This window comes from Pseudomonas sp. fls2-241-R2A-110 (assembly GCF_030209165.1).
GTDB lineage: Bacteria > Pseudomonadota > Gammaproteobacteria > Pseudomonadales > Pseudomonadaceae > Aquipseudomonas.
The window spans coordinates 30,003-42,231 of record NZ_JARVSN010000028.1 but is presented as its reverse complement, the minus strand read 5'-3'; the positions used below and the strand labels follow the sequence as shown (position 1 = coordinate 42,231).

15 protein-coding genes are annotated in these 12,229 nt (G+C 60.2%); all 15 read right to left on the bottom strand.

Features of this window, described 5'->3' with window-relative positions; genetic code table 11:
* Nucleotides 1-17: 17 nt before the first annotated feature.
* Entirely contained in the window at nt 18-1,157 is a 1,140-nt protein-coding gene (flhB, locus tag QRN31_RS23190) for a flagellar biosynthesis protein FlhB (RefSeq protein ID WP_285434784.1), read from the bottom strand.
* A gap of 3 nt (nt 1,158-1,160) precedes the next feature.
* Complete coding sequence (gene fliR / locus QRN31_RS23185; RefSeq protein WP_285434782.1) at nt 1,161-1,946, bottom strand: flagellar biosynthetic protein FliR; 786 nt, start codon at nt 1,944-1,946, stop codon at nt 1,161-1,163.
* A gap of 3 nt (nt 1,947-1,949) precedes the next feature.
* On the bottom strand, nt 1,950-2,219 hold the full coding sequence (gene fliQ, locus QRN31_RS23180) for a flagellar biosynthesis protein FliQ (protein WP_054049350.1): 270 nt from the start codon (nt 2,217-2,219) through the stop codon (nt 1,950-1,952).
* The gene (fliP, locus tag QRN31_RS23175) at nt 2,216-2,974 is read right to left on the bottom strand and encodes a flagellar type III secretion system pore protein FliP (protein ID WP_285434781.1); all 759 of its coding nucleotides are present in this window, start codon (nt 2,972-2,974) and stop codon (nt 2,216-2,218) included. The genes fliQ and fliP overlap by 4 nt, the downstream gene beginning before the upstream one ends.
* Nucleotides 2,974-3,435, bottom strand: a complete 462-nt coding sequence (gene fliO / locus QRN31_RS23170; RefSeq protein ID WP_285434779.1) for a flagellar biosynthetic protein FliO — start codon at nt 3,433-3,435, stop codon at nt 2,974-2,976. Before fliO ends, fliP begins: the two co-directional genes overlap by 1 nt.
* The gene (gene fliN, locus QRN31_RS23165; protein ID WP_285434778.1) at nt 3,436-3,894 is read right to left on the bottom strand and encodes a flagellar motor switch protein FliN; all 459 of its coding nucleotides are present in this window, start codon (nt 3,892-3,894) and stop codon (nt 3,436-3,438) included.
* Nucleotides 3,895-3,960: 66 nt separating this feature from the next.
* Nucleotides 3,961-4,929: a flagellar motor switch protein FliM gene (fliM, locus tag QRN31_RS23160; RefSeq protein ID WP_090181552.1), complete on the bottom strand. Its 969-nt coding sequence runs from the start codon at nt 4,927-4,929 to the stop codon at nt 3,961-3,963.
* 9 nt (nt 4,930-4,938) lie between these two features.
* The gene (fliL, locus tag QRN31_RS23155) at nt 4,939-5,436 is read right to left on the bottom strand and encodes a flagellar basal body-associated protein FliL (RefSeq protein WP_285434776.1); all 498 of its coding nucleotides are present in this window, start codon (nt 5,434-5,436) and stop codon (nt 4,939-4,941) included.
* Between the two features lie 226 nt (nt 5,437-5,662).
* A complete protein-coding gene (locus QRN31_RS23150; RefSeq protein ID WP_285434775.1) occupies nt 5,663-7,036 on the bottom strand; it encodes a flagellar hook-length control protein FliK in 1,374 nt (457 codons plus the stop codon).
* Between the two features lie 105 nt (nt 7,037-7,141).
* Nucleotides 7,142-7,489, bottom strand: a complete 348-nt coding sequence (locus QRN31_RS23145) for an Hpt domain-containing protein (protein WP_285434774.1) — start codon at nt 7,487-7,489, stop codon at nt 7,142-7,144.
* Between the two features lie 30 nt (nt 7,490-7,519).
* Nucleotides 7,520-9,235, bottom strand: a complete 1,716-nt coding sequence (locus tag QRN31_RS23140) for an ATP-binding SpoIIE family protein phosphatase (protein ID WP_285434772.1) — start codon at nt 9,233-9,235, stop codon at nt 7,520-7,522.
* Entirely contained in the window at nt 9,232-9,537 is a 306-nt protein-coding gene (locus QRN31_RS23135; RefSeq protein WP_285434770.1) for an STAS domain-containing protein, read from the bottom strand. Before QRN31_RS23135 ends, QRN31_RS23140 begins: the two co-directional genes overlap by 4 nt.
* 78 nt (nt 9,538-9,615) lie before the next feature.
* The gene (gene fliJ, locus QRN31_RS23130) at nt 9,616-10,065 is read right to left on the bottom strand and encodes a flagellar export protein FliJ (RefSeq protein WP_208671854.1); all 450 of its coding nucleotides are present in this window, start codon (nt 10,063-10,065) and stop codon (nt 9,616-9,618) included.
* 6 nt (nt 10,066-10,071) lie between these two features.
* Nucleotides 10,072-11,430 (bottom strand): flagellar protein export ATPase FliI, encoded by a 1,359-nt coding sequence (gene fliI / locus QRN31_RS23125; RefSeq protein ID WP_285434768.1) that lies wholly within the window; start codon nt 11,428-11,430, stop codon nt 10,072-10,074.
* Nucleotides 11,420-12,229: a flagellar assembly protein FliH gene (gene fliH / locus QRN31_RS23120; protein WP_285434767.1), complete on the bottom strand. Its 810-nt coding sequence runs from the start codon at nt 12,227-12,229 to the stop codon at nt 11,420-11,422. The genes fliI and fliH overlap by 11 nt, the downstream gene beginning before the upstream one ends.

Sequence of the window (12,229 nt, the reverse complement as noted above, 5' to 3'; positions counted from 1 at the left end):
CACTGCCAGTGAGTTTTTCAGGAATCGCGACGCAGATCCGGTGGAATCGGCAAGTCGTCCTTGAGCGGGTCCGGGCGCTTGCCCTTGCCCGCGCGGTGCTGGCGAATCTGGTAGACGTAGGCCAGTACCTGGGCAACCGCCAAGTACAGCCCACCGGGAATTTCCTGCTCCAGCTCGGTGGAGTAATAGATCGAGCGCGCCAGGGCCGGCGATTCGAGCAGAAGCACATTGTTGGCCACGGCGATTTCACGAATCTTCAACGCCAGGAAGTCGCTGCCCTTGGCCAGTAACATCGGCGCGCCACCCTTCTCCGGATCGTATTTGAGGGCGACGGCGTAGTGGGTCGGGTTGGTGATGACCACGTCGGCCTCCGGGATCGCCGCCATCATCCGGCGCTGGGACATTTCGCGCTGCAGTTGACGAATCCGCTGCTTGACCTCCGGTCGCCCTTCCTGATCCTTATGCTCGTCGCGCACTTCCTGCTTGGTCATCAGCAGTTTCTTGTGGCTTTCCCACAGCTGCACCGGCACATCGACGGCAGCGATGATGATCAGCCCGCAGGCCATCCACAACGTACTCCAGCCCACCACTTGCAGGCTGTGAATGATCGCCATTTCCAACGGCTCATGGGCGATGCGCTGCAAGTCAGCGATGTCCGACGACAACACTGCGAGCGCCACGAACAGGACGATGATGAATTTGGCAAACGCCTTGATCAGCTCCACCAGCGCCTTGGTGGAAAACATCCGCTTGAGGCCACTGAGCGGGTTCATCCGGCTGAACTTCGGCGCCATGGAGCTGAACGCAAACAGCCAGCCGCCCAAGGAAATCGGGCCGATGATCGCCGCCAGCACCAACGAGATCATGATGGGCTGAATCGCCCACAAGCCGATTTGCCCCGAGCGCAGCAAGTAATTGGCCATGGATTTCTGGTCCATGATCACTTCCCGAGGCAGCGAGAAGTTGATGCGCATCAGCTCCATCATGTCTTGTGCCAGGGCACCGCCGAAAATCAGCAGCGCACTGGCGCCAACAAGCATGATCGCCAGGGTGTTGAGTTCCTTGGATCGCGCCACCTCGCCTTTGTCGCGGGAGTCTTTCTTGCGCTTGTCCGTGGGGTCTTCTGTTTTGTCTTGACCGCTTTCGCTCTCAGCCATGACTCAGCGCGCCTGTGCCAGTTCGCGCAACAACTGCAAGGCCTCGATGGCCATGGGTTGGTACTGATTGAGGATGTCACCCAGGCTGACCCAGAGAATGAACATCCCGAGTACCAGGGTCAGCGGAAAACCGATGGAGAAAATGTTCAGCTGCGGCGCCGCCCGGGTCATCACGCCAAACGCGATATTGACCACCAGCAACGCGGTGATTGCCGGCAGCACCAGCACTAACGCGGCACCCAGCACCCAACCGAGCTTACCGGCCATTTCCCAGTAATGATTGACCATGAACCCACTGCCGACCGGCAGCGTGGTAAAGCTTTCGGTGAGCACTTCGAAGACCACCAGGTGACCATTCATCCCCAGGAACATCAGCGTCACCAGCATGGTGAAGAACTGCCCGATCACCGCCACCGACACACCGTTGGTAGGGTCGACCATGGACGCGAAGCCCATGCCCATCTGAATCGCGACAATCTGCCCGGCCACCACAAAGGCCTGGAAGAACAACTGAAGGGAGAAACCCAGCACTGCACCGATAAGGATCTGTTCGCCAATCAGCAGCAGGCCGCTGAGGTCCAGCGGATTGACCGGCGGCATCGGCGGTAGTGCCGGGGTGATCACGACCGTAATCGCCAGGGCCAGATAGGCCCGCACCCGCCGGGGGACCAGGGTTGTGCCAAAAATCGGCATGACCATCAGCATCGTGCCGACGCGAAACAGCGGCAACATGAACGTCGCCACCCAGGTGCTGATCTGGGTATCGGTCAGTTGCAGCAGCGACGACATGAATTAGCCGATGACCATGGGAATACTGCCGTACAAGCGCTGGATGTATTCCATGAAGGTCTGCACTAGCCAAGGGCCGGCGACGATCAGCGTCACCAGCATCACCAGCAGACGCGGCAAGAAGCTCAGGGTCTGTTCGTTGATCTGGGTCGCCGCCTGGAACATCGCCACCAACAGGCCGACCAGCAGACTCGGAATCACCAGCACCGCGACCATCATGGTGGTCAGCCACAGGGCGTCGCGAAAGATGTCTACGGCGACTTCTGGCGTCATGGCGAAACACCTCCGAAACTGCTGGCCAACGTACCGATTATCAACGCCCAGCCATCCACCAGCACAAACAGCATGATCTTGAATGGCAGGGAAATGATCAGCGGCGAAAGCATCATCATGCCCATCGCCATCAGCACACTGGCCACGACCAGGTCGATGATCAGGAACGGAATGAAGATCATGAAGCCAATCTGGAACGCGGTTTTAAGCTCTGACGTGACGAACGCCGGGACCAGAATGGTCAGCGGCGCCTGATCCGGCGAAGCGATGTCGGTGCGCTTGGACAGGCGCATGAACAGCTCGAGATCGCTGCTGCGCGTCTGGGCCAGCATGAAGTCCTTGATCGGCACCTGGGCCTTGGCCACGGCATCCTGGGCGGTGAGTTTTTCCGCCAGGTACGGCTGCAAGGCGTCCTGATTCACCCGGTCGAATACCGGCGCCATGATGAACAGCGTCAGGAACAGCGCCATGCCGGTGAGGATCTGGTTCGACGGCGTCTGCTGCAAGCCCAGGGCCTGACGCAGGATCGAGAAGACGATGATGATCCGGGTGAAACTGGTCATCAGCATGACGAACGCCGGGATAAAACTCAGCGCGGTCATGATCAGCAGGATTTGCAGACTGACCGAGTATTCCTGGGCGCCGTTGGCATTGGTGCCCAAGGTGATCGCCGGGATCGACAACGGATCGGCGGCGAACGCCAACGGCGCGGCCAGCACCAGGGCCAGCGTCAAGACGATGCGTAACGCACCCATTACTTCTTATCCTTCTGATCCTTGCCGAGCATCCTTAACAGATGCTGGGCAAACTCCGGAGTCGCTTTCTCGGTACCGCCAGGCACTTGCACCGGCTCCTTGAGCACGTGCAGCGCGGTGATGGTGCCAGGGCTCAAGCCAAGCAGGATCTGCTCGTTGCCGACCTGCACCAGCATCAAACGGTCACGCGGGCCCAGCGCGCGCGAGCCGATCAGCTCGATCACCTGCCCTTTGCCCGCCGGCCCGGCCTGCTGGACCCGGCGCAACAGCCAGGCGAGGAAGAAAATCAACCCCAGCACCAGCAGCAAACCGAACACCAGCTGCGTCAATTGCCCGGCCACACCACTGTTGACCACCGGCGCAGCAGCGACCGTCGCAGCGCTCGCCACCGGCTCGGCAGCCAGAACACTGAACGGCAACGCCAGCAGCAATCCCGGCAAAGCACCCAGAACCTTTTTCACTTAGCGCAGCTTCTTGATGCGTTCGCTTGGGCTGATCACGTCCGTCAGGCGAATGCCGAACTTCTCGTTGACCACAACCACTTCGCCGTGAGCGATAAGGGTGCCGTTGACCAGTACGTCCAGCGGCTCACCGGCCAGGCGATCCAGCTCGATCACCGAGCCCTGGTTGAGTTGCAGCAGGTTACGGATGTTGATGTCGGTGCTGCCCACTTCCATGGAAATCGACACCGGGATGTCGAGGATCACGTCCAGGTTCGGACCGTCCAGGGTGACCGGCTCGTGATTCTTCGGCACGCTGCCGAACTCTTCCATCTGCAGACGGTTGGAGCCCGACGAACCGCTATCGGCCGCCAGCAGCGCATCGATATCGGCCTGCCCGGCGTCTCCGGTTTCTTCCAGGGCCGCGGCCCATTCATCAGCCAGTGCCTGGTCGTCCTGGGCGTTCATATCGTCGTTCATCATGTGTCCTCGGCGAGCAACTGCTCAGTCAAGAGCAGCGAATTAAAGGGGGGATTGGAGCGCCTGTCAGCGGCGCTCGATCGGCTCGATCACCTGCAACGCGAGGTTGCCTTTGTGCGAGCCCATCTTGACCTTGAAGGCCGGCACGCCGTTGGCGCGCATGATCATTTCTTCCGGCATGTCGACCGGGATCACGTCCCCCGGCTGCATGTGCAGAATGTCGCGCAAACGCAACTGGCGACGGGCAACCGTGGCACCGATCGGCACGTCGACATCCAGCACGTCCTGGCGCAAGGCGTTGATCCAGCGCTCGTCCTGGTCGTCCAGGTCCGACTGGAAGCCGGCATCGAGCATCTCGCGCACCGGCTCGATCATCGAGTACGGCATGGTTACGTGCAGGTCGCCGCCACCGCCATCGAGCTCGATGTGGAACGTCGACACGACGACGGCCTCGCTCGGGCCGACGATGTTGGCCATGGCCGGGTTCACTTCGGAGTTGATGTACTCGAAGTTCACTTCCATGATCGCCTGCCAGGCTTCCTTCAAATCGACGAAGGCCTGCTCCAGCACCATGCGCACCACGCGCAGTTCGGTGGGGGTGAATTCACGTCCTTCGATCTTGGCGTGACGACCGTCGCCACCAAAAAAGTTGTCCACCAGCTTGAACACCAGCTTGGCGTCGAGGATGAACAGAGCGGTGCCGCGCAACGGCTTGATCTTGACGAGGTTGAGGCTGGTCGGGACGTACAGCGAGTGCACGTATTCGCCAAACTTCATCACCTGCACACCACCGACGGCAACGTCTGCCGAGCGGCGCAGCATGTTGAACATGCTGATGCGGGTGTAGCGGGCGAAACGCTCGTTGATCATTTCCAGGGTCGGCATGCGTCCGCGGACGATACGATCCTGGCTCGTCAAGTCGTAGCTTTTGACGCTGCCGGGTTCAGCAACGTTATCGGTCTGTACCAGACCATCGTCGACACCATGCAACAGCGCATCGATCTCATCCTGGGACAGCAGGTCTTGCACGGCCATGTCGTGTTCCTACTGCAGTACGAAATTAGTGAAAAGCAGCTGTTCGATCACCACTTTGCCGAGTTCTTTCTGCGCCACTTCCTGGACGCTGGCCGTGGCCTTCTGACGCAACATCTCCTGGCCGACCGGCGTCGCCAGCGTGGCGAAATCCTGGCCGGAGAACAGCATCACCAGGTTGTTGCGGATCACCGGCATGTGCACTTTGAGCGCTTCGAGGTCGGCCTGATTGCGACCTTGCAGGGTGATGCTCACCTGCATGTAGCGCTGGCGACCGTTCACGTTGTAGTTGGCCACGAAGGCCGGGGCCATCGGTTCGAAGATCGCTGGCTGCTTGCCGACCACGGCCGGTTGCGCCTCAGCAGGTTTGCTCTGGGCGCTGTGCATGAAAAACCAGGTCGCCCCCACAGACACGCCAATCGCCAGCAGCAGAGCCACCACGATCAAAATGATCAGCTTGATCTTGCCTTTGGTTGCGGGGTCTTTTACTGCTGCGTCGCTCTTCGCCATGCCAATAATCCGTCACTATTCGGGTTTTCACAGTCGCACGGCAAGGCAAGAGCAAGTGTTATGCCAGAAGTGTCTGACGAGGGCTGGGCGGGGATTGATGGACACCATAAAACAAATGTGGGAGCAAGCCTGCTCGCGATAGCGGTGTGACATTCAACATGCTCGTTGACTGCTACACCGCTATCGCGAGCAAGCTCGCTCCCACAAGAGCGGGTATTGCGTTTGATCAGGCGTAGTAGTCGACGGCGCTGGAGCCGATGACACTGGTGGCCGTGGCGGCGGCCACTTCGGCGACGCTCGGAGTGATCTCGTCATCCATTGCGTCGAGACGACCACCACTGGCATTGGTACGGCCACCCTGCCCTTGCTGCGCCTGTTCCTGGCCCTGCCCCTGACCTTGCCAGCCACGCGATTGGTCGGACACGTTGACGTCAACCTGACCCATGCCCTGTTGCGCGAACATGTCGCGCAGGCGATGCATTTGCCCGTCCAGCGCCTCGCGCACGCTTGGATGGGCGCTCATGAAGGTGATCTGGGTCTGCTGATCGGGAATCATGTTCACCCGAATGTCTAGACGCCCCAGTTCAGCGGGTTGCAACTGAATGTCCGCTGCCTTCAGGTTGGCGCTGGAGAGGTACATGACCCGGTTGACCACCTCTTCGGTCCAGCCGCTCTGGTGCATGGCGATTGGCTGGTTCACCGGCAAGGCATTGGCGGTTTTGGGGGTGGCCGCCTGGGTCAATGCCGCCAGACGGTTGGCAAAGTCATCGACACGGGTGTCGCTGGTGGCGCTCTTCAGGTCCTTGAGACCGTCATCGATCAGACCGCTGAAGGCTTTCTCGCCACCCTGGCTGGTGCTGTCCTTGTCGGCTTGCACATTGAGCATGTTGGCCATGCCAGCGGTAAAACTCTGCGCCGAGGTCAGTTCGCCGTCGGCCTGAGTCTGTGCGGGCGTCGCTTTAGGCTGAGCCTGGCTGCTGGCTGAGACGTGACCACTCTGCTCCATGGCCATGCGTACGGCTGGCAGCGCATCGAGCGGGTCAGCTGCAGGATCGAAATCGCTATCGGCAGCGGTAGCGGCGGCGGCCGCCGGTGCTGGCGTAGGTGCGGCAATGACAGAGGCCACTGACGCTTCAACCTGCGGCTGAGCACTCTGGGCAACCGGCGGGGCCGATGGCGCGACCGGAACGGTTACCAGCGGCAGCACCCCCGGCATCAAGGCAGGGTCCACCGGCGTCGTATCGGCCACGGGTGTTGCAGTGACGTCAGTCTTGTCATCGCTGGTGGTCGTGCCGTTAGCCTGCGCCGGTTTATCGGCAGGCAAGGAATTGCCGCTATCGGCAACCGCCGGCTCCGGGGCGGCAGGCTTATCGTTGCTGACATCCTTTTTGCCCGACCCCTTTGGGCCGCTGTCAGTAACAGGTTTGGCAGGTTTATCCGCTACCACAGAAGGCTTGTTCTGGGCTTGGTGAGCGTAAACATCAGCGAAGCTGGACGCCTTTCCCGCTGGCTCAGAGGCCGGTGCCGGGGTATTGGCGTTGGCGGCTTGAGTCTTGGCCGTGGCAACAGCCTGAAGAAGCGAATGTGGGGTAACGGGCATTAAACAGTCTCCGCTGCACTGAGATCGTAGGTACAGTTGAGAGAGTTGATTGCAAAGGTCGAGCCAGGTCTGACCGACCGATGTCAAAAGTGCCGAATGGTCGCCTTAGCCAGCGGGAGAGCGCTGGCGCTCCGCCTCGTACAGCGGTCGGATAAAGGCGAACTCGTCGTCGATTTCCCCGACCAGTTTTTCAATGCCAGCGAGTTTTTTTTGCTCGGCGCGCTGCTCAAGTTCATTGCACAGCTCAGCGAGGCGTGTAGCGCCCATGTTGCTGCTACTGCCCTTGAAACTATGGGCGGTCTCCTTTATCTGGGCGGTATCTTTAGCCTTTCGCAACACGCGCAAACGTTCTTCGGAATCGGCGATGAAGGTATCCAACAACATCGGATACTCATCTTCCATAATTTCCCGCAACGAGCTCAGCGCCTCGCGGTTCAGGTGTGTGTCAGCCACTTGCTCACTCCTTGATCAAGAATGGGTAAATTATGCCAGAGCCTCCCAGAAAAACTCCACGCGTGCACTACGACCATTGTCGGTCCAACTTGCGTTGTGGCTCAACTGACGGATCAGACTGACGCCGCGCCCCGACAGACGACCACCATCGACGGGACGCTCCATCACCCGGGCCACGTCAAAACCCGCGCCGCTGTCTTCTACCCGGATAATCAGATGACCGCCTTCGCCGTGTGGCGCGACCTGCAGATGCACCCGCACGCAACCGTCTCGCAGCTCATCCAGCCGCTCATTGCGTTGCTGATAATAGCGGGCGAAACCCGCCGCATCGCGTTTGAGGCTGGAATCCAGGCCGAGCACGCCATGCTCCAGAGCATTGGAATAAAGCTCTGCCAGTACACTATAGAGCGCACCACTCTGAGCCCGCAGGCCATGCACCTCAAGCAGTAATTGCAACAGGTAAGGCAACGGGTTGTACCGTTTGAGGGTATCGGCACGAAACTCGAAACTCACCGACCAGTCCAGCGGGCATGACTGACCACTGTCGGAGTACACCAACGCTGGCGGGCTCAGTTGCGCCGCTTCCAGCAGACTGATCTCCACCATGCTCACGTCATCGCGCGCTTCGCCACGGAAATCCCGCAACGCCTGCTCGATCTCCTCGAACAGCGCATCAGGCTCTCGATTGGCCGCAAACACCCGCTGCAAGCGTTCCACGCCAAACAACTGTTCGTTGGCATCGCAGGTGTCGATGACCCCGTCGGACAACAGGAATACACGATCGCCAACGGCCATCGGAAACACTTCGGTGCTGTCATTGAAGGTTTGCGGGCTAAGCACCCCCAGCGGTAAATGTCGCGCCAGCAGCGGCGTGCGCTCACCACTGGCGATGCGGTGCAGATAACCGTCCGGCATCCCGCCGTTCCAGACCTCCACCGAACGTCGCTGAAAGCTCAGGCACAGCAGCGTCGCGCAACAGAACATATCCACCGGCAGGATGCGTTTGAGCTTGGCGTTCATCTCGCGCAGGGTTTCTGCCAGGCCGTAGCCCTTGGCTGTCATGCCGTAGAAGACTTCAGCCAGAGGCATGGCGCCAACAGCGGCGGGCAGACCATGACCGGTGAAATCGCCCAGCAGCACGTGCATGTCGCCGGCCGGGGTGAAAGCCGCGAGCAGCAGATCGCCGTTGAACAGCGCATAAGGCGATTGCAGGTAGCGGATGTTCGGTGCGTTCAGACAGCCCGAATGCGCCACCTTGTCGAACACGGCTTTGGCTACCCGCTGCTCATTGAGCAAGTAGTCGTTGTGCTTGGAGATCAGGTCGCGCTGCTGCAGCACCGTGGCCTGCAACCGTCGCAAGCGGTCCATTGCCTTGATTTTGGCGGCGAGGATCACCTGGTTATAGGGTTTTGCCAGAAAATCGTCGCCGCCGGCCTCCAGACAACGGGCCAAGGCTTCGCTTTCAGTCAGCGAGGTCAGGAAGATGATTGGCACCAGGGTTTCCCCGGCCAGATCCTTGATCTGCCGCGCCGCTTCGAATCCATCCATGACCGGCATCATGGCGTCCATCAGCACCAGGTGCGGCCGTTGCAGGCGAAAAACCTCGACGGCCTCGGCACCGTTGGCGGCGGTCAGGACTTGATGCCCCTGGCGTCGGACAATGCTCGACAGCAGCATGCGATCGGCCGCGCTGTCTTCAGCGATGAGAATTGTCAGCGGCTCGAGTGACGGCTGTGGGGCAGTCATGCAACGTCGAAAATTTGTTCGAAGTTGGAGATCGCGAGAATCTTGCGCACATCGGCGTTGGCATTGGTCAACTTGATTTCGGCATTCTCACCACCGGCGTGATCACGCAACAGCAAGAGCATTCCGAGCGCCGAACTGTCGAGATACGTGGCGTCCTTCAAATTCACTTCGAAGGATTCCGGTTTTGGCTCAAGGTTTTCGTAGGACTCACGAAATTCCGAATGCCTGGCGAAATCGAAGCGCCCCTTGATCGAAATCGTCAGCTTGGTCCCATCCTTGGAGGTTTCTGTAGTAACTGACATCTAACGGCTTCCTTGTCATGGGTGAGCGTACGTGTACAAGGTTTAGCACTTGGTTCGAATGGGGGCAAGAACAACAATTCAATAAGGATCATGCCGCGGCAACCGCTGGGACAATTCATCCAGCAGCTTCTGTTCGCGCTTGTCTTCGAGCTTGCGCGCTTCGGCCATGTAACGTTGTACAAGTTTTCGCAACCCTTCAACCCGTGCAAACGCCTGCTGCCAGGACTCGCGCGCCTTGTTGAGGTTGTTCTGGTGCCAGTTCAAGCTCTGGCGCTGTTGATCGATGGCAGTGCCCAATTGTGCAAGAAAGCCTTGATAGCCGAGCAACCATTGGCCGGAAACGCCACTGCTGCCGCGTACGATCCATTGCTCCTGATAATCGAGGCGAAAGCTTTCGAGGTCGGCGAGTTTGCTCTCCGCCAGACGCACCTGGCCCTGAAAGTGCCCAAGGCGCATGACCGCGGTTTTTTCGGCCTTTTCAGCCATTTCCACCACGGGTGCCAGGCGTGCCGCACGGCTCTGGGCCATGGCCGGTTAGCCGCCCGCTGCCGGGGCGAAGATGGTAGCGAGATGGTTTTCGCTGGCCGCCATGCCGATGTTGTCGTTCAAGCCCTGACGCAGATACGTGGTCATGGCCGGTTGCAGCGAAATCGCGATGTCGGTTTCTCGATCACCGCCCGGCACGTAGGCACCGACGCTGATCAGGTCGCGACTTTGCTGATAGCGCGACCAGTACTGCTTGAACATCTGCGCGCGCGTCATGTGCTCGGGACTGACCACTGACGGCATAACCCGGCTGATGGACGCTTCGATATCGATGGCCGGGTAGTGACCTTCTTCAGCCAGACGCCGGGACAGCACGATGTGCCCGTCGAGCACGCCTCGCGCCGAGTCGGCAATCGGGTCCTGCTGGTCATCGCCTTCGGACAATACGGTGTAAAACGCGGTGATCGAACCACCGCCCTTCTCGGCATTACCGGCCCGCTCCACCAGTTTCGGCAACTTGGCGAATACCGACGGCGGATAGCCTTTGGTAGCCGGAGGCTCGCCGATGGCCAGGGCGATTTCGCGCTGGGCCTGGGCGAAACGGGTCAGGGAATCCATGAGCAACAGGACATTTTTGCCCTTGTCGCGAAAATACTCGGCGATGCGCGTGCAGTACATTGCGGCGCGCAGACGCATCAATGGTGCATCGTCCGCCGGCGACGCGACGACCACCGAACGCTTGAGCCCTTCTTCACCGAGGATGTGCTCGATGAACTCTTTAACTTCACGACCCCGCTCACCGATCAGCCCGACGACAATAATGTCGGCCTCGGTGAAGCGCGTCATCATGCCCAGCAGCACGGATTTACCGACACCGGTACCAGCGAACAGGCCGAGACGCTGACCACGACCGACCGTCAACAATCCGTTGATGGTGCGAATACCCACGTCCAGCGGCTCGCTGATCGGTTCACGCTTGAGCGGGTTGATGGTCGGGCCATCCATCGGCACCCAGTCTTCGGCTTTCATGCCACCCTTGCCGTCCAGCGCACGACCGGCACCGTCGAGCACCCGCCCGAGCATGCTCATGCCCATCGGCAAGCGACCGGTATCGGCCAACGGCACTACTCGGGCACCCGGCGCAATGCCGGCGACGCTGCCGACCGGCATCAGGAAAACCTTGCTGCCGGAAAAGCCCATGACTTCAGCTTCGACCTGCACCGGCTGATAACTGTCGTCGTTGATGACCATGCAGCGACTGCCCATGGCGGCGCGCAAGCCCTCGGCTTCGAGGGTCAGGCCGACCATGCGCAGCAAGCGACCTTCAAGGATCGGCGTCCCGGCGAGCTCGGTAACCTCGGCGTAGCTGCCCAGGCGCTTGGCGAAGCTGGTGCGATCAAGGCGCATCGGGATCGTCCGCGTGCCCTTCTACCGGCGCCACTGCCGGTTTGTCGTCGATGGGCAATTCCAGGCTCAGATCCGGCTCCGCCGGGTGCAAGGCCTGGTCATGCAACTGATCGAACAGTTTGACCATGACTTGCGCCACACGGGTTTCGACGGTGGCGTCGATGCGACTGTGTTCAGTTTCGACCCGGCAACCGCCGGGCAACAGGGACACGTCCTCGACGATGCGCCAGGTTTCTTCATGGCGCTCGCGCAGGGCTTTGACCTGTTCGAAATCTTGCGGGTTGATGTACAAGCGCACATTGGTCGCGCCCAACGGCAAAAGCTTGAGTGCCTCGCGCATGACGTGTTCGATCTGCGTCGAGTCGATGGCCAGTTCGCGCTGAATCACCTGCTTGGTGATGTGCTGCACGAGGTCGATCAGCGACTTTTCGATCTGGGTGTCCTGCTCGGCGATGGGCTCGAACAGGTTGACCATCATCTGCTCCAGGCCTGCGACTTTGGGCGCCAGGATCGCTTCCGCTTCCTGACGAACCTTGAGCGTGGCGCTGTGAAAACCTTCTCTCTCGCCCACCGCGAAGCCTTCGTTGTAGGCCTCCTGGCGAATGCTTTCGAGCTCTTCCAGGGTCAGTGGCTGGACTTCGTCCAGCGGCACCTCTTCCATTTCCGGCGGCTCGGGTTCGGGTTCCGGCTCGGGCTCTGGCACAAAAGGGTCGAAACTGGGCAACGCCCAGACGTCAAAACCGGCGACGGCCTTGCCACGGATCAGGTCGGTCTGGGACTCATCATGTTTGGACGACAT